This is a genomic window from Colwellia sp. MB3u-8, assembly GCF_014076985.1.
Lineage (GTDB): Bacteria > Pseudomonadota > Gammaproteobacteria > Enterobacterales > Alteromonadaceae > Cognaticolwellia.
In genome coordinates this window covers 303,233-325,252 of the sequence record NZ_JACGVA010000037.1, presented here as the reverse complement: position 1 = coordinate 325,252, position 22,020 = coordinate 303,233, and the positions used below count along the sequence as shown (strand labels likewise).

Sequence of the window (22,020 nt, the reverse complement as noted above, 5' to 3'; positions counted from 1 at the left end):
TTCACTGGTGCGTGATGCATCTATGGGGATAACTGAGTATGCACCAGGCGCTGAAGTTATAGCTAATGGTCGGATTTGGCGCAGTGCTGGTTTAGCTTATTCTCCCAAAGACTTTATGCCAACAGAGTATGTTGTTGTATGCCGTTATTGCTCACATTCAAATATTGAGGATGATCTTAACGATGTTCCAAAAAATTGTAAAAATTGTAATCAACCTATTAATGAAAGAGCACTACCTTTTGTTAAACCAAAAGGGTTCATAACTGCTTTAAAGGATTCAAAAGGGAAAGACCCTTATATGGTTCGTAAGAGAGCAAATCCAGCTGATGAAGCTAAGTTAATTGCTGTTCCTCCAAAAGAAAAATATGAAAAAACAGAACATGGTCTAATTAAAAAAGTGTTTATGGCCAGTTATTCTGAAAATGAACTTAGTGGACGGTTATTTGTATTAAATCGTGGTCTAGGGAAAAAAGGCTATTTCCGATGTAATTATTGTAATTTTATGGAGCCAGTTCCATCTGATAATCCTAAAACGCCTAAAACACATGAGAATCCAGAGACGGGACGAAAATGTAATTCTACTATAGGTAAACCGATAGCGTTAGCTCATGAGTTTTTTACTGATGTATTAATTTTTAAGATATCAAAGGATATCGAGATTCCTAATGAAATACCTAAGGATGAAGTTAATGATTATAAGGATGCTATAGGCGTTACATTAGCTGAATCATTCCGTATTGCCATCATATCATTACTAGAAATTCCGCCATCCGAAATACGTTGTATACATAGGTTTGATGGGGCTAATTTTGAAATAATTGCATTTGATGGTGTACCTGGTGGCGCAGGATACGTTCACAATATATATAAAAGTATAAATATTAAGCTGTTGATTGATAAGGCATTGAATGCATTACTTTGCCTTAAAGACTGTGACAAAGCATGCATACATTGTTTGCAAGATTATTCAAATCAGCGACATTGGATTGATTTTAATCGTAAACCTTCAATAATATTTTTAAATGAATTAATTAATGATATTTCAATTAAACACCCGATTCAAAAATTAGGTGGGGTATTAGATGTACAATCCAGTAATTCTTCTTTATTGGAAGATTGGCAAAAATTTGAAGAATTGATGTTTGTAGTTTCAAAATTATCGGAAGAGCACCTAAATATAGACGATATTTCTTGGTTGTTAAAACTCCTTACTAATAATAAGAAAGTAACAATTATTGTTACTAGTGCATTACCCGTTAAGTTTGACAATACCTCAACTGGAATGAGAGATTGTATAAGATATTTAACGGGCTATATAAATAGCGGCTTATTAACCATAGCAACAGTAAAAGATATTCCTGAATCGGAACGATGTAATGTTCCATTTGCTATAGGAAGGTCAGGAAAGTCAGGGCAATTGTGGTTTACCAACGAGGTATTATCATCAATAACCAATTTTGATATTTCAGGTGATATATTCACGCTTCCTGAAGTTGAGTATTTTACGGTAGTAAATACTTTAATATCAGAATCTGAAAAAAACATCTATTCAGAAGATTACTTTGAACAACGTCAACCTGTGAAAATCTTGAAATTTAAAGCTGGTGATAAAAGAGATTTAAATGATGTGTTTAGTGATTTGAAGGGGAAATTTATAAACAAATTACATGTGCGTGATCCATACTGCGCTTCATACAACTCCAAGCCACATCTTAAAAATATTGTCGACAGTATTAGCTTTCTGTCATCAGAAATAGAAACAGTTCAAATAGATTGTCGATTAGAGAATAAAGACGATGATTATCGAACTTATGAAGCAGACTTGAAAATATTACTACAAGGTTTTTCAAAGTGGATGTCCCCAAAAGTTTATGACTATATTAATAAACGTGACTTTCATGATAGACGAATTTTAGTCGAATACTTTGAGGATGATGGTAGTTCAGGATCTCTTGTTTACGAATTGAGTGGTGGGGTTTCTAATTTGGCAAATAATCAATATGAATCATTTGTAACTATATATAAACCAGATGATTTTAGTAAATAAGCTGGTCTCAATTAAAAAGTTAAGACTCATCATCTGCTCTGTTAGTTCGACAGTGAAATATGAATGATGATTTTTAGTTAGCCGTAGTTAGATCTATTTACTACAAAAAAAATAATGCCACAACGAAGTTTGATTTTTTGAACTGTTGTAAACACTTAATAATGTATGTAATTAAATTTACTAATTTGTTTTATAAATTACTGTTTTAAATTTTTGTAAAACAGTTTTTTATCTAAGTTGTTGTTTTTTAATTCTATATACTTATTGGCTTATGTTTTGCACTATTATGGTTATCTAATCATATGAGGAAAACGTTATGGCTTTTATTTTAAAATAAAATGATCGACTTTATGTAGTACCTGGTCTGACAATTAGTCAACATGCACAGATGAGAGAAGGGTAAAGAGGTATATCACAAAAACAAGTGATACTTGTTTTTCAATATGGCCGAGTAATTCATGCAAGATGGGCCATTTATCATGTGGTTGGAAATAAAGAAATTGAAAAATATGGTTCATTAGAACCAGAATTAAAAGTAATGAATGGAATTCAACTAATTACGTCATCACATGGAACTGTGTTAACCGCATTCCGTAATAAAGACCTAAGAAAAGTTCATCCATTCAAGCATAGTCACAAACACTTACATTAATTGAAGTTTGAGTGGCATAAAGTTAATCAAAAATTAAAGGATTAAAATGAGTTTAAAAAAATTTACTGTAGCAAAAGCAAGGGCATTACCCGTAATAATACTAGCCGATACCAGTGGAAGTATGTCAGTAGATGGAAAAATTTCATCTTTAAATGAAGCCATTCAGAATATGGTTGCTACTTTTAAGCAAGAATCTGCAAGACAAGCTGAAATTCAAGTTGGCTTAATTACATTTGGTGGTAATGAGGCTGAGATGCATTTTCCACTAGTAAGAGCGGCAGATATTGAAGCAATGCAGCCTCTTCAAGCCACAGGTAGAACGCCTATGGGACATGCTTTTGAGCTAGCTACTAAGGTGCTTGAAGATAAAGAACTAATCACTTCTCGTGATTATCGTCCCGTTGTTATTCTGTTATCTGATGGTATTCCAACAGATAACTGGAAATCTGGCCTTGAAAGCTTGTGTAATAGTGAACGAGGTCATAAAGCTAGCCGTTTTGCTATGGCTATTGGCGTGGAAGCTAATATTGATGTGTTAGAAGCGTTTAATAATGACCTTGAAGCACCAGTATTTAAAGCGCACGAAGCGAGGGATATTCACCGATTTTTTAGAGCGGTAACAATGAGTGTGACAGCACGTTCGCAAAGTCAAACACCTAATGATTTAACACCGATTAATTTTGATGACTTAGAAAATGGTGATGATGATTTAGGCCTAGATTTAGAAGGCCAATGGTAAACATTCAACAGACAAGTGTTTCTGTTATAGGGCCTGGGCATTTATTTAATGGTCAGCCTAATCAAGACGCAGTGCTGGTCAAATCTGTTCCTTCGGGTTGGCTCGCAGTCGTTTGTGATGGTATGGGATCAAAACCTCATGCTGATTTAGGCTCAAAAATCGCCTGTCGTTCGGTATTTAACATTATTAAGAATGTTCAGTTCACTGTTGAGAGTAAAGAGCTTATCACCTTAATTTATCAACAATGGTTGAGTTCACTCGGTAATGTAAAAGCCAATGATGCAGTAACTACCTGCTTGATTTGCTGGTTATCGCATCAAGGTGAATTACGGACGTTTCAATTAGGTGATGGTTTGATTATAAACTCAAAAAAAGAGCTAGAACATAGTGATTCAAATGACTTTGGCAATATAACTACGGGCTTAGGAAAGTCTAAAAAGTTCTCTGATTGGCAGGTTACACAACAACAGATGGGTAAAGGTGATGTTATTGCGCTAATGACAGACGGTATTAGTGAAGATATTAACCAAGGTGCTGAAATGGAGTTTGTAAATGCAATTGCTAAAAGTATTAAGGCAAAAAGCATTAGACAAGCAAAAACCTGGTTAAAAAATGAATTTAAGACTTGGGCTACGCCGAACCATACGGATGATAAAAGCCTCGCATTATTGGTTATAAATAAATGACAAATAAAAAAGTTAAAAAAAGAATCGTTACCGATGAGTTTGGTCAAGATTTTGAGTTAACTCAAAAGTTAGGACAAGGCGGGCAAGGCGTTGTCTGTGCAACCCAATTTGATAAAGTACTGGTAAAAATGAGTACCCAGCAAGATCCAGATAAAAAGAAAAGTTGGCTGGAACATATTCGTTGGTTAATGCGCCAACCACTGGAGCAGTTAAATATAGCTAAACCTTTTTCACGTATTGCGATGAAGGGCAACAATTTTGGCTACGCAATGGAATTGATGGATGATTTGATGCCATTACAAACTTTGATGGATAACACCGAGCAAGCCATAATTGATACCCAAGGCAGCCCAGAGAAATATCTAACTTCAGGGGGGATTAAACGTAGGTTGAACTTATTGGCAAATTTAGCTCGAAGCATGGCTGACTTGCATGCTAGAGGTTTAGCTTATGGTGATTTATCTCCGGCAAACATATTTATCTCTGAAAGTATTGAACATGCTCAAGTGTGGTTAATAGACTGCGATAATATTTGCATTAATCAGCGAGAGAGTTTTGATTCAACAGAAGTTGAAGGCAAAGCGGGTCGAGTTTTTAGTCCTGGTTATGGAGCACCTGAAGTTGTTAACGGTGATAAGTGTGTTTCTTCTTTAACCGATTCATGGAGTTTTGCTGTTATTGCAATGAGGCTACTAACCACCAATCATCCTTTTATCGGAGAGTTTGTTGACAATGGCACACCTGAAGATGAAGAAAAAGCATTTGCAGGTGAGCTTCCTTGGATCTACCACCCAAGTGACTCTTCAAATGAGGTATTTAAAGGCTTACCTTTAGAGTTAGTCGCCCTCAAGCCTTTAAAAACACTATTTGAACGTTGTTTTAATAGCGGAAAAGAAGAGCCTTTAAGCCGTCCCAGCTTAAGTGAGTGGGCAGAAGTATTAGAAAAACTGTCGCACTTGTTAGTTAGTTGTCAAAACCATGAATGTAATGCTTCGTTTAATTTTTTATTAGATGAAGGCAAACTTATTTGTCCTTTCTGTGAAAGTGAAATGAACAATAAACAGGTTTTATACATCCGTAATAACTTGCAAGACCTGTCAATTTTGGAACTCCCCAACACTAGTCTGAACGATACATATATTGATACAGGCTTTCATCAAACGCTAAACCTAGGTGAAAAAATAATCATTAAGAATTCACCACCAGGCTCGGTACATTGGGCTGAGTCAGAAGAGTTGCTTTCCATTTTTTTCACCAAGAAGGGGGTAGAAATAACACCTAGCAGTGCTAAATCTTTTGAAATGGGCATAGGTCAAAATAAATTAAAGCGCTTTAATTCAAAGACTGAATTATCTGTAGATACAAGAAAGAATAAGTGGTTGATTATAAAACCAGTTGTTGATTCACAAGAACCACAGATTGATAGCTTATATAGGTTGAGGTGGTAGGCTCATGAAGTTAAAAGATCTAAAGCACTTAACCCAAGAGCAGATTATTGAATTATCGTTTAATGATGAAATCATTGATTCAATAAGTTGTGATAAAGATATTTCAATTCACCAAGTTGATGGAGAATTACTTTTAAAGCAAGAACAGCTACTTTTTTCTGTTGATAACCCTGAAGCGTTGGATAACTACGGTGAAATTGAGCACTTTCTCTGGTTACCCATTGCTGTTAAGAAAAATACATTATTACTACAGACCATTCCATGTATGCCTAATGCTATGGACCTTGAAACGCTGCAAGCTTCAATTGATGAAAAGATAATTGAGCAGGTTTCAAAACAAGCAAACATTGCCAATGCTAACGTAGAGCAGGTAGCAAGTTGGTTGCAGGAAGAGTTCATCTTAAAGGTAAATAACACGGCTAAGCTATTATTTTCTACAAATAACAGTGACAAGCTTAGTGGGAATATATTTACCCTTGTTGGGAAAACTAGTTTATTACAAATTGAGTTTACGAAAGATGACAAAGTATGGGTAAAGTCTATACAAACTAGGCCTCGTAATAATAAGCTCAATTTAACCGTATTAGAAACAGATCTAACGTTTGTTGACTATACCGTTGCAGCAAGAATTCAAGATCCTTTAATGAGAGCAAAGCTGGAAGAGCTGAACAAAGACAACTCAACCTATATCAACCTTTGGAACCAATACAATTTAAAGGTGAAGGAGAAAGCAGTTGCCCTTGCTACAAAAGCAGGTTTTGTTCGTTATATAAAAGTTGATAAAGAGAACTCAGTTGATGGCATAAAGTGGAAGTTCTATTTTAAAGAAAAAGACCTTGAAAAAGTAAAGATGTTAAAAGCTGTATTACAAGAGGAAATCGGACAGGCTTTAGAGATTAATAAAATATTACCTAGTTGGTTAGAAAATAATATAGGTGATATATCGCTAGAAAAAGATGAAAAAGTTCCGAGTATTAGTGCACAACTTGTAAATAGTACTAGTCAGTTTATTACCTTGAATTTAACTTCTGAGGGCAGACCTGAAGATAAAGGGGTTATTTATTTATCGATAAGTGGTTCGATAGTTCAAATGCAGAGAAGAGAGCAGGCTAGGGATGCTATAACTAAACTCACCAACCCTATGAAGGATTTACGTTTTTTAATTGAAGATCGCGACATTACAATTTCTACACAACGACAAAACAATAAGACACTAACACCTTTAACAGCATCAGCTAGAAATTCTTTCAAAGGTAAGCCAACAGCTAAACAAGTTGAAGCTTTGGATGTTGCGCTAAATACACCTGATATTGCTTTAATTCTAGGGCCTCCTGGTACAGGTAAAACTCAAGTGATCAGTGCTTTGCAAAATCGCCTTGCGGAAGAGCATAAAAGCAATATGACAGGCCAAATATTATTAACTAGTTTTCAAAATGATGCTGTTGATAATGTGGTCGCTAGATCTGAAGCTTTTGGCATACCTGCTATTCGAGCTGATGACAATATCCGTGCACCATTTCTTTTAGAGCAATGGAGTAAGAAGCAATCTAGTCAGTTAAACGAGGTGGCTAGTAACTTATCTAAAACAGAAGGAAGCTATAAGATTGTTAAAAATCTTCGTCAGGACATTGCCGCGCTTCTTGATACTCGTGTAGCTAAAGAACAAAAAAAAGAAAGAGTTAAAAGCTTACTTGAAGATATTGAACACCTAAGAATTCATCATGGTTTTGATATACCTCAAGCACTTAAGATAAAAATTGAACAGCACTTTATTGGGCAACGTGCTGATACAAAAATTATTAGTAACGTTAGTTTAATTAAGCAAGTTAAGGGGTTAAGGGTAACACCAACGTCCTATTCTGATGATGGCTTTGAGCAGACATTTTCTTGTTTATCAGCACTTAAACGTACACAAAAGTACTTAGCTGATGTTGAATTTTTAGAGCGGGTTTCTAATCAAATAGAGCTTAGTAAAGCTGACTTTTCTAAATTGAAAGTATTAAAAAATAAATTGCTTGATGAGCTGATTCCAGACTATCGCCCTAAAATTTTACAGGTAGAACTTTCTAAAGAAGATATTTCAATTTTGCACCAGTTAGAGCAGGCAATATCAGCACATGCTTCTAAGTGTTTAGCCGGAATACCTGATGTCATTGAGGAATATCTAGATGTAATTAAGTATCAACCAGAATACCTGGCTCAAAGTGTTAAACAATATACTACGTCAGTAGGTGCATCATGCCAGCGCTCGGCAGGAGATAGGGTTGTAAGGTACAAATCTCAAGTCAATTCTGCGTTGAATGAGGTAACGAGCGAGTTTTCATTTGATACAGTGATCGTTGATGAAGCGGCGAGAGCAAATCCACTAGATTTGTTTATACCTATGGCACTAGCCTCAAAACGCATCGTACTGGTTGGAGATCATTTTCAGTTACCACAAATGTTAGAGCCTGATATTGAAAAGGAAATGATAGATGCCGGAGAGCTTGAGTTTGAAACATCAAATGCTATCAAAATGAGTTTATTTGAGCGTTTGTATACTCAGTTAAAAGAACGTGAGGCTAAGGATGGCATCCAAAGAACGGTAATGCTTGATACACAATTTAGGATGCATCAAGACATTGGTGACTTTATCAGTCGATCATTTTATGAATCTGAAGGTGAACCAAGACTAATGGCTGGCCTTGGAGATGAAAAATTTGATTTAGGTATTCCAAAATACAAAGGTAAAGTTGCTGAGTGGGTTGATTTACCTTTGTCTAGTGGACGAGAGAAGCGTTCAGGGACAAGTTGGAAGCGAGAGTGTGAGGCGCTAAAGGTTGTTGAAGAAGTGCGTTCTTTATTCGAAGAAAAGCCAAATCTGAGCATTGGTGTTATTACTTTCTTCGCTGCTCAAAGAGATTTGATTTTAGATAAGCTCTCACAAGTTGGGGCTTGTCATAAATCTAACGACGGTTGGGAGTATTTACCAGGTTATAAAACAACGGAAGAAGGTGAAGAGAAACTGCGGGTTGGCTCTGTTGATGCTTTCCAAGGTAAGGAGTTTGACGTAGTTGTATTGTCAACGGTTAGATCTAATGATCTCGGTTGCTCTGATGAAAACTCTTACCGGAAAAAATATGGCTTTATTCGAACACCAAACCGATTAAATGTTGCTTTTAGCCGAGCTAAAAGTTTAATAAAAGTTGTAGGCGACAAAAATATGTTTGCTGGAGAGCATGCTAAAAAAGCAATCCCGCAAGTTTGGTCTTTTATCCACGAATTATGTGAGGTGAAGTAAATGATTTCGCATAAAAACATCCAAAACGTATGTTATTTAAAAAGCAGTAGTAATAACCAGGCTTATTACGATATACAACGCCATATTTTTTGGCCGTTTCATTTGTGGCGTGTTACTGCGCCTAAAGAGAAAGCGCCTTTAAACATTTTTCAAATGTTATTACTCAAACTTGTTAAAGCTGGTTGTACAGCTAATGATAAATTATGTCTTTATAGCAATTTAGATAAGGAATTAGTTAAATATATTCTTGCGCAGTTAACCAGTAATGGATTTTTAGATAGTTGGACTATTACGGACAAAGCAGTATCACTGCTTGAAGGTAAACAGATAAAAAATCAAGAAATTAGCAGTTATTACCTCATTCAAGATGCGACCACTGGAAAATTAATGCCAAGAGTTCTATCTAGTTTACCTCATATAGAGAAAATGGACTTTAGTGCTAAGTTTCCTGCTTTTGTAGTGAGTAAAGGCTCAGGTAAGACTGTTAGTCCCTTAATGGTAAATAACATTCAGCGAGCAGTGCAACCTACAGCAGAGCAAATGAATGTATGTTTAAGAGAACACCGTAGGGTTTTAAATCAACTCAAACAAGCTGATTTGTATGTTGCTGATGCTGACTCTGAAGTTAATTACTCAATAGATTTCATTGAACAAGAGCCTATTGCAGCCTTTATGCATACTAGGTTGTTCTCAACGATTACAGGCGAGCGTTCATGGTATTTGTCAGATCCCGCAGGACTAACTGAAACATTACCAGAATTGAACGAAGTCGCTGAAAAAATCATCGAATCAAATAAGAATTTTGCTTCAAGAGTTAATGATGTCATGGGCATTGCTGAAAAAGAGCATATGACTAGTTATCAAGAGCAAATGCTTCAATTTGAAAAGCAAGCTAAAGTTGAGTTACTTTCAAAATACCCTTGGGTACAAAAATACTCTCTAATTGATAAACATTTACTCGGTATGCTACGCCTTAAAAAGCAAGTTGAATTTGAGTCAAACCCACGGTTCGAACTGCTTGATGGCTTATTAAGTGAATTACAAAGAGTATTAGAGGCTTGGTTGAAAGAAGCTATTGAGCCAAAAAAAACAAATATAGAATGGGAGGTTTTTGTTGTTGAGTGGGATGGTAGCTGGCCTAAATTCCAGATAGATAAAAGAATTAGGGAGCAAGTTTTTTATCGGGTTAATGGTGTTAGTAAAGACGTTAGCTACCAACTATCTACTGTACAGCCTAGTGCAATCCGAAGTGCTTTAACTTATGGCAATCAGTCTTTAAAGCCATTAGTGGCAGGTATGTTGTTAAAAAACCCTGAGATGGTTGAAGTGATAAATAGCCAGTACCCTACATGGTTAGACTTGATTATACCTTTGGCAAATGACCGAAATAAATTCGCCTCTCACGCTGGTGGTAAAAGCATATCAAAAGAAAATGTTATGGAGCACCTTAGCTCTGTAGATGAATTATTAATAGTTTTAGAAGAATTTCTAGGAAGTAAGTAATGGCAAAGCGAAATAAAGTAAAGAAAACACAAGTGGCTGTTTCTAATTCAGTTAAATCTACTCCGAGCGATAAAGTAAGCATTGCATTATCGGCGGTTGATAATTTAATCGACAATGAGAACACATCAATGCTTAGTGCGATGGCAGACAAGCTTAAGTCAGCTAAAAGCTCACATGATGCAGCAGATGAAGTACAAAAACAGAAAGTATCAGCTTCTCTAGAGGATGATATTCAAGCGCTTGTTGGTGAATTGAAGAAAAGCTTAGAGACGAACAAAAAGCTAGAATTAGAAAACAGGCAAAGCGTATTAAGAAGTAAACAGTTAGAAGATTCTGTTGAAGAACTAAAAAAGAAAACTGAAGCGGATAAGAAAGATCATGAGAAAAACTCGAAAGAATTAGCGGTAAGCCAAAAGAAACAATCAGATGAAAAAGCTGACATTGCTAACCGATTAACAAGCCTTAAAGAGCAAGAGTTAGATGCTGAAAATGGTTTCTCACAAAAGCATATAGAGCTGCTTGATAAATATGAAGATGACAAAGAAAAATTACTAGATGGTTATAATGATAGAAAGGCAAGCCTTGAAGTTCAGATTAAAGAGCTAAGAACTTCTAGAGAGTCTTTATCTGAAGAGGAGAGTAATCTGCTTGATGAGAAATTAAAAGAACTGTTAAAAAAAGAGGAAGTTCTAGCGGATAAAGAGTTTGAATTAAAACAAGAAAAGAGGCTCAATGATCGAAAGTTAAAGCAGTCTCAACTAACTAGTGAAGAAGCTGTTAGGTATAAAATAGCATTGCGTGATGAAGTTGAAACTGAATATGTTTATCAAGTATCTACGTTAGAGAACCAGAAGGAAAATCTTGAGCAGCAAATATCAAGCTATCAAGATAGTGAAAGCCAATTATTGTCTCAGCTAAGTTCATTTAGTGATATTAAACGACAGTTCGGTGATTCAACACCGGACCAAGTATTAGCTGAATTGAGTAGACTTAAAGCTGAGGTTAATGACTTGATCTTGCAGCTTGATAAAAAACCAAGTGAGCAAATAGAAGCTCAATTTAAAGGGCTAAAGAAAGCACATGAAGCGCTTGAACAAGAGTATAAAAACACTCAAAGTGAATTGCAAAAAAATAAAACACAGCTCAATAAAAATAGAATGTCTGTTATTGAGCTTGAGCAGGTAGAGAAACAAAAACAAGTGCTTAAGAAACATAATGAACTGTTGAAAGGTGCATTAGATCAACTAAGTGCGGATGTAGATGATTTAGTTAACAAACAGCAAAGTAAAACAGCATTCCCAGCTTTACTAGAGCTTGATAATAAATTACGTGCAACTGGATTGACAGAGAATGTACCTTTACTTAATGTTTTTGCTAAAGAGCTTCAACAGCGTATTGCATGGGACGCAAGAGAAAATAAGGCTTTGTATTACAGACTGGAAGATATCCAACTGTTTATTGCTGGTTTATCTATGAGCCGTCTGCATATTCTTCAAGGTATTAGTGGAACGGGTAAAACAAGTTTAGCTAAAGCTTTTGCTAGGGCTGTTGGTGGTGGTTGTATGACTATTTCTGTACAGGCTGGTTGGCGAGATAAAGGTGATTTGGTTGGGCATTTTAATGCGTTTGAAAAGAAATTTTATGAGCAAGAAACACTACAAGGGCTATATGAAGCACAGTGTCCAGCGTATTCAGACCGCCCATATATAGTTTTGCTAGATGAGATGAACCTTTCAAGGCCAGAGCAATACTTTGCTGAGTTCTTATCTGCTTTAGAGTTAGATCCAAAAGATAGAGTCTTACCTTTGATGACAACAGGGCAAATAAACGGCCCAGAATTATTGATAGATGGTAGGAAAATAAAAATACCAGAAAATGTATGGTTTATTGGTACTGCTAACCATGATGAAACTACATATGAGTTCGCTGATAAAACTTATGATCGCGCACATGTAATGGAGCTTCCTAGACATACAGATAAATTTGAAATTAATAAGAATTTAGATTCTGTTACTTATAGTTTCTCTTCTCTTGAAAAAGCTTTTGAGTCGGCTTCAATTAAGCATAAAGATAAAGTAAGTGAACTCATTAAAGCAATGGATGAGTCAATGTTCTCTGACTGCTTAGAGCAAGACTTTAACGTAAGCTGGGGTAATAGATTAGAAAGGCACTTAGTTAGGTTTATACCCGTAATGCTAGAGTGTGGCAGTGATGTAGGCTTCGCTTTAGATCATATGCTAGCTACAAAAGTTTTAAGGGCTGGTAAAGCTACAGGGCGCTATGACACTGAACACGAAGATATTTCGAATCTTATTGATGCCCTAGATGATTTTTGGGCTAGTCAAAACTTTCAAAGTAAGCCTGAGGCATGCATGAAGCTATTGAAAAATGAATTGAAGAAGAAGAGTAACATTTAATGGCTATGTGGTATGACAGAGTTACAGGGGAGCTTATTAAACAGCTTCCTGATACTGTTATTTCAGGAAGGTATATAGTAGATGATACCTACTCCTTTAATGGTCATACAACTATTGAAAAAGGAGGTTTACTTGTAAATGATGGTACAGATAAGTTTCATGTAGGTCATCAACTTGGCTCTTTTACTAAGGCAGTAAAAGCAGAACAAGACACAACAGAATTTGGCATTATTGAGAGTGCCATTCTAGCTTATCAAGAGGCTATTGATTCAGGAAATAAAGGCTCCTTTTTAATTCCTGATAAACTACTCGCACGTTGTGAGCTGTCGAAGTTTGAAGAGCTTCTTTTTGATGTGCTAAAAAAAGGGCATTTACAAGAAATAGCTAGACGCCCCAGAATGGAACTTATTTATCAAGAGTACTTAGTTCCAGTCTCTAGAGCTAAGAAAATAGCTGCTTCTGCGAATATTCACCTAGCATCTCATTCTGAATGTTGGCAAACAAGAACACTTACAGGCGTAATACCCAAACAAGTATTGGCTTTAGAAAGCGAAGATCAACTGAATATTTATGAAAATAGAGTATATGTAAAGCTACTATCATATATCGAAAGTTATTTACTGAAGAGAGTTTTAGAGGTACAAAGGCTCGAGGAGCTTTTTAAAGAAGCTATGGATTTTCAAGGTGCTGAAGATATTTATTTTGAATTGAGAGAAAGTATCTTTAAGTTATGGGGGGAAGGTTTTTCTGATAATCATCAGGCTGGTGACGCTGCCTCTAGTGGTGTTACAACACTCTATGAATTAGCTTTGATGTTAAAAAAAGTTCGAGTGTTAAAAAATTCTAAGTTATGCAGGTCTTTGGCTAAAAACTTACATGTTCCGCTTAAATTAAATATGACGAACGTTCTAGCACATGATCAGCACTATCGTCATGTTGCGAGGTTATGGAACGGTTGGTTAGAAACACAACAAGCAAATAATATAGCTCCTTCAAGTATATATAGTCGTAATCACAACCTTACAATTATATATGTTGATTATTGTGTAGATATTATTAAGAGGACTTTATTCGAATTAAACTTTATTGAACAAGAAAGTAATAACTTTGTGAGAAGCGGCTCAACTACTGTTAAAATATTAACTACAAAGCAATCAGAGATTATCCTATCTCTAAATGGTGAAAAATTATGCTTTGTACCTTGCTTTACTGACAGTGCAATAAAAACTGACATTAAAGAAAATCAAAGGATATTACTAACATCATGTCGGGAAAATAATATCGATAATAACGTGCTTTGTATTTCACCAACAAATTTCTATTCTTTGGAGCTCTTAGCTGCATTAATCTCAAAATGGTTAATTAAATCTGTCTATAAATCAAAAAATTATTCAGTGAATAATATTCCATCCCGATTTATAAAAGAATTAGAGAATATCAATAACAATCACTGGGTGGTTAAGAAAAATAGTCTTTTGATGTTAAAGCCATCAATGACATTACTTCCTAAAATTTATAATCTTCTAGAAATAAATGAAATAAATGAAATAAATTCGACGTTAGCTAATATAGGGAAAAATTTTGTAAAGGTAATTAAAAATTCTGAAAATTTGATATGTTGCCCTTGTTGTGGAGTGAAAGCTGACGAAAGTCAGTGGATACTAAGAGATAACAATTGTTTTTCGATAAGTCGCTCAAACTGTAATCATAACTGGGAAGTAAACCCTCAACCTGACGGTAATAGGGACTTTGTAATAAAACCAGCTAAACATCCTTCTAAGTTCCGCCATAATCAGTTTAAAGAATTCGGGCGATTTTTAATAACAGTAAAATTATAGTCAATCGTACTTTACGCTGATATTACTTAGCAAATTAATCATAGCCCCTATAAAAAAATTGGTTTCAGGGGCTTATTTTTAAATCTTAAGCGCTACTAAACACAAATATTTTAGTAACTTGCTGTATTTACGTTTGCTGAGCCTCCTTTATAATTGGAAAAAAACGAGTTATGTTCGGAGGTTTGATCCGCCGCTTTTATTAAATCTTCTTTCAAAGCAGATGAATAGCGGGTTGTGGTCCTAATGTCGGCATGGTGCAATGCTTCTTTAGTTGTTTGTAAATTTTTATAAACTTTAGTGATTAAGGTCGCAAATGTATGACGTGTTTCATACATAACCAAATCTAAGCCATATTCTTTTCTAAAAGTTGTGAATGTTGTTTTATAGGAAGTTAGATGGAGACTATTATTTTGCGGTGACGGGAAAACCCAATTTCCAGTTCTATTATGTATTGTGTGTTTTTTCCATTCAGCTAGCACCAATGCTAGTTCATTGGTCAATTTACATGCCTGGTGCTTCTTAATTTTTCCTTGTGTTGGTCGGATATTTATAATGTTTTCTTTAAAATCTATATCTGACCATTTAAGCGAGAGTGCGTACATTGGCCTTAGGCCGGTTTCTAAAAGTAATAGCATAAGTGGGGTTAGATAATCTGAAAACATACATTCAGTATTTTTGTTTTTCAGCTTCGAGTCGTCGCGTTTTTTTAAACTGATGATCAAGTGCGATAAAGTGTCGTCATTTATATATCTAGGTTTAATTTCACTACCTCTAAACTTTAACGCTTTACAGTATAACGTTTTGCATGGTGTAAATAAGTTTGCGTATACTGATGCGGCTTCAATAGCCACCCTGATTGTGCAAATCCATTCTTTCAATGTTGAGTGTTTAACTACAAATTGGCTCTCATTATTTTGTATTTCAATGGCGGTTCTACTGCGCTGCTGAGATGTAACAAAATCTATCAAATCTCCAGATGTTATTAGATCCATTCGATAGTCTAGAAAAGGTTCAAATTTTCCTTTTAATAAATTTATAATTTTATGAACAGTTTTAGGGTTTTTGTTACGAAGAATATTTTCATATATTGGTAAGAAATTCCTTAAAGTCGGGATCTCGCTCACGTCATTATATTTTTTGACTAATAGTTTGTGCATATTTAAATGTGAAATTAATGTCTTTTGTATGTTTTTATGTAAATAGCCCACAAGCACTTCTTTTGCGTGAGATCTACCAGGTAATCTCGCTCGGTGATAAATTGCAATTCCTTCAGGCGAATCACACTTAAGTTTCTGATCTTTAAAACAAAACTTTGCTCTATATATATTGATGTATAGCCCTCTAACACTTTTAACTTTAAATTTCAGCATTGGTATCATTGAATCTGACTCATCAAAAACAAAGTTCGACAGCAACGCTTTGACCTTTTCTATATCGTTATTATCAACTTTTAAAAGCTCTAAACTAGTCAGTGCTCCTAAGATTTCTTCGTCATTGGTTTTAAATTTTCCGAATGCTAGTTCAATAAGATTTGATGCTGTTTCGATTTCATGCATTATATTCATTTTTAATAGTACCTGCTGTTATGTAAATTACAGGCGAACTATATTCGAAAATTAAAAAATCAAAAAAAAGTGATTATGCTGAAATAATAATTTTTTTATAAAAATGTTAATATTTCAGCATAATCCTGAAAATCGATAATTTAGCTTTTCATTGTTTAATAGCCTCATATTCAATTTGAGAGCATTACAATGGAAAATCTTTTATACACAGAAACAGAAGCAGCGAAACTTTTAGCAATATCTACGAGTACTCTACAAAAAAGCCGTACAAAGACTTCAACAGCGATAGCAAACGGACTACTGCCGCCATTTGTAAAGCTCAAAGGGTCTGTTCGCTACACTAAACAGGATCTAATTGATTTTGTTAGCAATTTAGGTGATAAACCAACGCCAAAAAAATCAAAACACGTAGTAAATATTGTCGAGGAGCCAGAAATCCCTGCTGGTTTAAAAGGTTTGTGTGGTTTTCTTAATTAAAACTTTTAAACAAGGGGGCACTTGTGACCCGAGATATTAGCGTTGATGAGATATCTGCATCATACATCTCTTTAAACGTATCAACGATTTCTCTGGTTGTCATGCCTTTGGCATACAGGTACAAGATTTTACCGTCCATTAGCGTGAATCTTGTTTGATTTTTTTTAACTAGCTGCGGCTAAAAACTGCATTCTCTGTCGCGTCGCGTTTCAAGGTTAACTTGCCCGTCTTCGGTGCGAATAGATTTGAGGAGTAGCCATTTCGGCTGTTGTTGGTATTAAATTGCTGATGAAGTGCGTAACCAAGGTGTTCTTCAAGCTATGTGTCTAAGGTGGCTTCAACGGTTATCTTGGTTAATATTTTACGAAAATCAATTAAGTCTTGCTCTGACTTAATACCTTTACCCGTTTGCTTACCAAACGCTTAAAGTGCTTTCTTATTCATAGTCTGCCTATCCTTAACCTTACATGGGTATTAATAATTGGCAGTTACACAGGTTTTGTTACAGGGTCGGTGATGAATTTGCTTTTTAATATTACTATTGAGTTTATAGCATTAATTTTAATTAGGTGATCCGCAAAGTAGAATTAACTGCTACTTAGTATTACCCTCCAAATCCTATTACGTCAAATGGCCGATTTATTATCACTTATTATTTTCATATCTTTTCTATTATTTTTACTTTTAAAAGTAGGTTATGCGTTTACAAAAACGTAAAATTTATTAATAATATATTTGCTCATTTTTGCATATCTTTGCATGCATAAATGCGATATAGGTGCGATGGAATTGTTTTGGGTTGCAGGTTATAGGTCTGGTATAAAGTTAGGCAATAAAAAAGCCTTGTAAAAACAAGGCTTTAATTATTTATTGTGTGGTCGGAGTAGCAAGATTCGAACTTGCGACCTCACGTCCCCCAGACGCGCGCGCTACCAAGCTGCGCTATACCCCGATTGATAAGCTTAATGGGGATAAAAGCTTATGTGGGCTATCTTAATGATTTATCGCTCGAATGCAATTAAAAAACATCATCAATTGAGCTAAGCGTCTAATTATTGTACGTTATTCAATTATTTATCCACTTGTTCATCGAATTGTTTACTAAATTGCTTAATAAAGTGAACGCCATCAATCATTAATGGAAAATCAGGCTTTGCCGTAATAGGGGCGGCCAGTTGAAAAGAATAACTTTGAAAGTTTCCATTTTGGTCAACAAACATGGATTTATCTTTATTAAACACCACAATGCCGTTGTCCATGGTATTAGCAATAATACGGTCATTATTTAATTTTTTGATATCAGTACCGTTGCTATAGCGGGTTGCTTTAATATCGCAGTTTAGCCAGTTTTTAATCAGCGTAGGTTGCATATCCATATGACTAGTGAGTTTATTAATCGCTCTATTTTTACTTGCCGGTAAAACCAGTAGAGCAGGTTTAATCGATAAACTTGTTTCTGTTGTGCTATTACCAATAGAGCTGATCCAAAGGATATCCTTAAGTTGTTTATCGCCTGGTTGGTTGTTTTGCACCGACATTAACGCGTCTAAAAACAGTTCAAACTGATAGCTATTGTTACCTTTAAAATAAAATACGTGTAAACCTGGGGCGTAACTATTGAGTTTATCCGCAAATATCAAACTCGATATATCGGCTAGTTTTGTTACTGTTGGAAATAGTTTATCGGTCAGGCTTAACAAACCATGGGTATTAATGACTGAGGCTTCATTGTGATCTTCACCGACAATAGTCAGTGATGTGGCTAAATTTTTCTGAGCCATAATTTGAAATAGTAGCGGTTGTGCTTGCTGTTCGAACAAGGCTTTTTGGTAAATACTTGGCAAGCTATAAAACAAGTTAAACCAAGCTTCTTTTGGTGACGCGTTATCAATATGATTGTCTAGCGATAGTACACCTTGCTTAGTTCTTTGTTTTATTTTATCTCGTTGTTGAGTTTGCAATATTTGGTCTGTAATCACCATGAAAACCGATTGTTTTAATTCGGTGTCATTGAGACATTGGCCTTGATAAAGCGGGTACTGAGGTACGGCATCTGTAAAGGCAAGCGGGCTAGTGCGACGGGCAATATAATCGACTTGATCGAACATACCATATTTGGTTAATAAGGTTTTGGCGGTTGATGGATAAGACAAGGGCAATACTGTGTCTTGGCGTAATACGTCATATTCAAGGTTGGCATCAGCCCAAATATGAATAATATGACTAAAAAAGAAAAAGCTCACCAGAGGAATAACGATAAAGCGCGCAAAAATAGTTTTTTGTAATTCTTTTAGGTGTTTCCAAGCATAATTTGACGCTATCAGTTCAAATGATAATATCACCATGGTCAATACTAGACTAACAAACCAGAACGCTCGGCTATTTTGTTGTATTTCGTTATTAATAAGGTCAAGTATGGGCGCACTTGATGAAATATTTAAATGATAGCCTAAGCGGGTATAGATAAATGCGTCGAGCAGCAAAAGCAATAACTGGGCACTAAAAATGATAGAAGCGACCACCCGAATAAATCGGGTTCGAGGAAACAACAGGGTGATTGGAAACAAAATGAGCACAAAACTCATAAAAGTTAAGAAAGCTATATGGCTTAACCAAGTGGTGACTAAGTAGGTTTGCCCTAACAAAGTGTCAGGCATTGCTTCACTAAATACATAAATTGACGATAATAAGATCGCCGCAATAATATTAAAAAAAGTGAACCAGTGACTCCAGCTAATTAACTGTAATAGGCGCTTACTATAGGGTTTTGATTCAAATGAAACCATTGCGTCGTTTAATTCTCTTATTATTGTTTATGAATGTCGCTGATTATTTATACGTTTTATTTAGAATTTTGTATAGATTGTTTTAATGCCTGGGTAAAATTGTTTACTATTGCCTCTCGTTCCTTTTTCGGCACATTATTTGTAATAATTTCTGTTAGGGTATTTCCTAGGCACATTAGCGCTAGATCAGGGGTTGCAGACTCGTTAACGAGTACATCAAGCAAATCTTTAATAATTTTTTCTACACGTTCGTTGGAATACTTGGATACAATGGGCATCTTATACACTTAATGGTAATTTAATAAACAGACATAAGTTTATCAAATGCCCGAACAATATAATACTGACCTTTATCTATGAGCTTAATAATTTCGAATATTGCACTGCATTTTTTAACAAAAAAAGAAGAAACTGGCGAAGTTGTACTCAGGTTAGGTCCTGAGAATGTTGCAGCTAGCAGCAAAATTGAAAGTTTTGTTGATGCACTACATAAAATTTACAACAGCAAGGGCAGTAAGGCCTACGGACATTTTTCTGCTATGCCAGCCCAAGGCGACAAAGCCCGATTTGTTGATATTATGGAAAGCTATTTAGGTGATTCACAAAGTTTTCATCAATTTAGTAGCCAAGCGGGAAATTTACTTAAAAATGAATTAGAAAAATATGACCTGGCAGAAACCGGTTATTTAATTGTTTGTCATTACGAGTATATGGGCGGACGCTACTTACTGGCGGCGATAATTCCTATTTCTGAACATTATTCCGTTGACGGTGATTTACATATTTCAGCTGATCAACACCTTGATACCAATAAGCTTCAGTTAGCGGCTCGCATCGATTTATTCGATTATCAGAATAATGCCCAAGGTAACCGTTATATTTCTTTTATTAAAGGTCGTGCGGGCAGAAAAGTGTCTGACTTTTTCTTAGATTTTTTAAGCTGTGAAGAAGGCTTAAACTCAAAAGAGCAAACCCAAACATTAGTGCAAGCGGTTGAAGATTATGTTGCGGTTAATCAATTTGACGCCAATGAAAAACAACACAGTCGTAAAGAACTCTTAAGTTACTGCAAAGAGCAAAAAGAGTCGGCGCAAGATGTTTCATTGCAAGAAATAAGTGATGTGATTAAAACTGAAGAGAGCGGGCAAGACTTTTATAAATTTTGCCAAGAGCAATCATACCCCATTGAGGAATCGTTTCCTCATGATCAAACCGTAGTGAATAAAGTCACTAAGTATGCGGGTTATGGTAACGGTATCAGTTTAAGCTTCGAGCGTAGTCATTTTGGCCAAGATGTGGTTTATAATCTAGCCAATGAAAGTATTACCATATATAAAGTACCGCCAAATTTAAAAGATCAACTACTAGCCTTAATAGAAAGTAATGCTAACCAGAGCGCGAGCCAAGGCATAACGTCAGGGCTAAGCACAGAAAGTTCAGAAAGCTCAGAAGACGAATACTAGTATTAGCTCAAGCTAAGCTAATAAGTGATAAAACATATTGCCTACACACGGCAGTAGCAGATGAATAGATGACATTAGGAAAGAAAATGACCACATTAACCATTACTCGACCAGACGACTGGCATGTACATTTGCGCGATGGCGCCAGCTTAAATAACACAGTTGCTGATATTAGCCGCTATTTTGGCCGCGCTATTATTATGCCAAACCTAGTACCACCGGTAACCAATGCTGAATTAGCGCGTCAATATCATCAGCGTATTATGGCGGCAAAGCCGAGTGCACAGTTCCAACCGCTAATGGTGTTGTATTTAACCGATCAAACCAGCGCAGAAGATATTAAAGCGGCAAAAGCCTCAGGTATTGTTTATGCGGCCAAGCTTTACCCCGCAGGAGCCACAACAAATTCTTCATCTGGCGTAACTAACATCGACAATCTTGCCCCCGTATTTGCGGCGATGGAAGCCGAGAACATGCCGTTGTTGGTGCATGGCGAAGTCACCAGTCACGATATTGATATTTTTGACCGTGAAGCGGTCTTTATCGATACTATATTGCGGCCACTAGTGGCAAAGCATCCGACATTAAAAATAGTGTTAGAGCATATCACCACCAAAAATGCGGTTGATTTTGTTAAAGCCGCGGGTGACAACGTAGCCGCCACCATTACCGTTCATCATTTATTATTTAATCGTAACCACATGTTAGTGGGCGGTATTCGTCCACATTATTATTGTTTGCCAATATTAAAACGTAATATTCATCAAGACGCCTTAGTTGCCGCGGCGACCAGTGGCAGTGATAAATTTTTCCTTGGTACAGATTCTGCGCCGCATTCACAACATGCAAAAGAGAATGCCTGTGGTTGTGCCGGTGCTTACACCGCACATGCTGCTATCGAGTTATATGCTGAAGCATTTGAACAAGCCGGTGCGCTTGATAAGCTTGAAGGTTTTGCTAGTTTACATGGTCCTAAATTTTATAACTTACCGGTAAACACGGACAAAATAACCCTAGTTAAAGCCGCATGGACTGTACCGGCCACCATGGCTTTTGGTAACGACGAAGTGGTGCCTATTCGTGCGAATGAAACCATTGCTTGGCAAGTTAAGTTGTAGG

Annotated in this window: 15 protein-coding genes and 1 tRNA gene; 11 read left to right on the top strand and 5 right to left on the bottom strand. The window is 35.9% G+C overall.

Features of this window, described 5'->3' with window-relative positions; all coding sequences use genetic code 11:
• The first annotated feature begins 7 nt into the window (after positions 1 to 7).
• The 8 genes from H4J54_RS03820 (at position 8) to H4J54_RS03785 (ending at position 14,610) form a co-directional block, all read left to right on the top strand.
• On the top strand, positions 8 to 2,047 hold the full coding sequence (locus H4J54_RS03820) for a DUF1998 domain-containing protein (protein WP_182189619.1): 2,040 nt from the start codon (positions 8 to 10) through the stop codon (positions 2,045 to 2,047).
• A gap of 698 nt (positions 2,048 to 2,745) precedes the next feature.
• Complete coding sequence (locus H4J54_RS03815; protein WP_182189618.1) at positions 2,746 to 3,438, top strand: VWA domain-containing protein; 693 nt, start codon at positions 2,746 to 2,748, stop codon at positions 3,436 to 3,438.
• Positions 3,432 to 4,124 (top strand): protein phosphatase 2C domain-containing protein, encoded by a 693-nt coding sequence (locus tag H4J54_RS03810; RefSeq protein WP_182189617.1) that lies wholly within the window; start codon positions 3,432 to 3,434, stop codon positions 4,122 to 4,124. The genes H4J54_RS03815 and H4J54_RS03810 overlap by 7 nt, the downstream gene beginning before the upstream one ends.
• Positions 4,121 to 5,572, top strand: coding sequence for a serine/threonine-protein kinase (locus tag H4J54_RS03805; protein ID WP_182189616.1), 1,452 nt, complete (start codon positions 4,121 to 4,123; stop codon positions 5,570 to 5,572). Before H4J54_RS03810 ends, H4J54_RS03805 begins: the two co-directional genes overlap by 4 nt.
• A 4-nt stretch (positions 5,573 to 5,576) precedes the next feature.
• Positions 5,577 to 8,852 carry an AAA domain-containing protein gene (locus tag H4J54_RS03800; protein WP_182189615.1) on the top strand — a complete coding sequence of 1,092 codons (3,276 nt, stop codon included), beginning with the start codon at positions 5,577 to 5,579 and terminating at the stop codon, positions 8,850 to 8,852.
• Positions 8,853 to 10,355 carry a hypothetical protein gene (locus H4J54_RS03795; RefSeq protein WP_182189614.1) on the top strand — a complete coding sequence of 501 codons (1,503 nt, stop codon included), beginning with the start codon at positions 8,853 to 8,855 and terminating at the stop codon, positions 10,353 to 10,355.
• A complete protein-coding gene (locus H4J54_RS03790; RefSeq protein ID WP_182189613.1) occupies positions 10,355 to 12,772 on the top strand; it encodes an AAA family ATPase in 2,418 nt (805 codons plus the stop codon). Before H4J54_RS03795 ends, H4J54_RS03790 begins: the two co-directional genes overlap by 1 nt.
• Positions 12,772 to 14,610, top strand: a complete 1,839-nt coding sequence (locus H4J54_RS03785) for a hypothetical protein (protein ID WP_182189612.1) — start codon at positions 12,772 to 12,774, stop codon at positions 14,608 to 14,610. Before H4J54_RS03790 ends, H4J54_RS03785 begins: the two co-directional genes overlap by 1 nt.
• A gap of 110 nt (positions 14,611 to 14,720) precedes the next feature.
• Here H4J54_RS03785 and H4J54_RS03780 read toward each other — a convergent pair whose 3' ends face one another.
• Complete coding sequence (locus tag H4J54_RS03780) at positions 14,721 to 16,175, bottom strand: site-specific integrase (protein WP_182189611.1); 1,455 nt, start codon at positions 16,173 to 16,175, stop codon at positions 14,721 to 14,723.
• A gap of 189 nt (positions 16,176 to 16,364) precedes the next feature.
• Here H4J54_RS03780 and H4J54_RS03775 point away from each other — a divergent pair, with 189 nt between their 5' ends.
• Positions 16,365 to 16,652: a helix-turn-helix domain-containing protein gene (locus H4J54_RS03775; RefSeq protein WP_182189610.1), complete on the top strand. Its 288-nt coding sequence runs from the start codon at positions 16,365 to 16,367 to the stop codon at positions 16,650 to 16,652.
• Here H4J54_RS03775 and H4J54_RS19745 read toward each other — a convergent pair.
• The 4 genes from H4J54_RS19745 to H4J54_RS03755 all read right to left on the bottom strand — a co-directional run bounded on the left by H4J54_RS19745 (position 16,645) and on the right by H4J54_RS03755 (position 19,716).
• Positions 16,645 to 16,791, bottom strand: coding sequence for a transposase (locus H4J54_RS19745; protein WP_182189609.1), 147 nt, complete (start codon positions 16,789 to 16,791; stop codon positions 16,645 to 16,647). The two genes, H4J54_RS03775 and H4J54_RS19745, sit on opposite strands and share 8 nt — an antisense overlap.
• A 736-nt stretch (positions 16,792 to 17,527) precedes the next feature.
• A tRNA-Pro gene (locus tag H4J54_RS03765) sits at positions 17,528 to 17,604 on the bottom strand.
• 118 nt (positions 17,605 to 17,722) lie between these two features.
• Positions 17,723 to 19,438 (bottom strand): DUF3413 domain-containing protein, encoded by a 1,716-nt coding sequence (locus H4J54_RS03760; protein ID WP_182189608.1) that lies wholly within the window; start codon positions 19,436 to 19,438, stop codon positions 17,723 to 17,725.
• A 56-nt stretch (positions 19,439 to 19,494) separates the two neighbouring features.
• Positions 19,495 to 19,716: a DUF1414 domain-containing protein gene (locus tag H4J54_RS03755; RefSeq protein WP_182189607.1), complete on the bottom strand. Its 222-nt coding sequence runs from the start codon at positions 19,714 to 19,716 to the stop codon at positions 19,495 to 19,497.
• Between the two features lie 78 nt (positions 19,717 to 19,794).
• Between H4J54_RS03755 and yejK the strand changes: the two genes are divergently transcribed.
• Positions 19,795 to 20,901 carry a nucleoid-associated protein YejK gene (gene yejK / locus H4J54_RS03750; protein WP_182189606.1) on the top strand — a complete coding sequence of 369 codons (1,107 nt, stop codon included), beginning with the start codon at positions 19,795 to 19,797 and terminating at the stop codon, positions 20,899 to 20,901.
• An 86-nt stretch (positions 20,902 to 20,987) separates the two neighbouring features.
• On the top strand, positions 20,988 to 22,019 hold the full coding sequence (gene pyrC, locus H4J54_RS03745) for a dihydroorotase (protein WP_182189605.1): 1,032 nt from the start codon (positions 20,988 to 20,990) through the stop codon (positions 22,017 to 22,019).
• The last annotated feature ends 1 nt before the right edge of the window (position 22,020 follow it).

Bases quoted from the DNA above. Each gene is read 5' to 3' on its own strand.
- H4J54_RS03815 (WP_182189618.1), top strand. From the start codon at position 2,746: ATGAGTTTAAAAAAATTTACTGTAGCAAAAGCAAGGGCATTACCCGTA.
- H4J54_RS03810 (WP_182189617.1), top strand. From the start codon at position 3,432: ATGGTAAACATTCAACAGACAAGTGTTTCTGTTATAGGGCCTGGGCAT.
- H4J54_RS03805 (WP_182189616.1), top strand. From the start codon at position 4,121: ATGACAAATAAAAAAGTTAAAAAAAGAATCGTTACCGATGAGTTTGGT.
- H4J54_RS03800 (WP_182189615.1), top strand. From the start codon at position 5,577: ATGAAGTTAAAAGATCTAAAGCACTTAACCCAAGAGCAGATTATTGAA.
- H4J54_RS03795 (WP_182189614.1), top strand. From the start codon at position 8,853: ATGATTTCGCATAAAAACATCCAAAACGTATGTTATTTAAAAAGCAGT.
- H4J54_RS03790 (WP_182189613.1), top strand. From the start codon at position 10,355: ATGGCAAAGCGAAATAAAGTAAAGAAAACACAAGTGGCTGTTTCTAAT.
- H4J54_RS03785 (WP_182189612.1), top strand. From the start codon at position 12,772: ATGGCTATGTGGTATGACAGAGTTACAGGGGAGCTTATTAAACAGCTT.
- H4J54_RS03780 (WP_182189611.1), bottom strand. From the start codon at position 16,175: ATGAATATAATGCATGAAATCGAAACAGCATCAAATCTTATTGAACTA.
- H4J54_RS03775 (WP_182189610.1), top strand. From the start codon at position 16,365: ATGGAAAATCTTTTATACACAGAAACAGAAGCAGCGAAACTTTTAGCA.
- H4J54_RS19745 (WP_182189609.1), bottom strand. From the start codon at position 16,791: ATGGACGGTAAAATCTTGTACCTGTATGCCAAAGGCATGACAACCAGA.
- H4J54_RS03760 (WP_182189608.1), bottom strand. From the start codon at position 19,438: ATGGTTTCATTTGAATCAAAACCCTATAGTAAGCGCCTATTACAGTTA.
- H4J54_RS03755 (WP_182189607.1), bottom strand. From the start codon at position 19,716: ATGCCCATTGTATCCAAGTATTCCAACGAACGTGTAGAAAAAATTATT.
- yejK (WP_182189606.1), top strand. From the start codon at position 19,795: ATGAGCTTAATAATTTCGAATATTGCACTGCATTTTTTAACAAAAAAA.
- pyrC (WP_182189605.1), top strand. From the start codon at position 20,988: ATGACCACATTAACCATTACTCGACCAGACGACTGGCATGTACATTTG.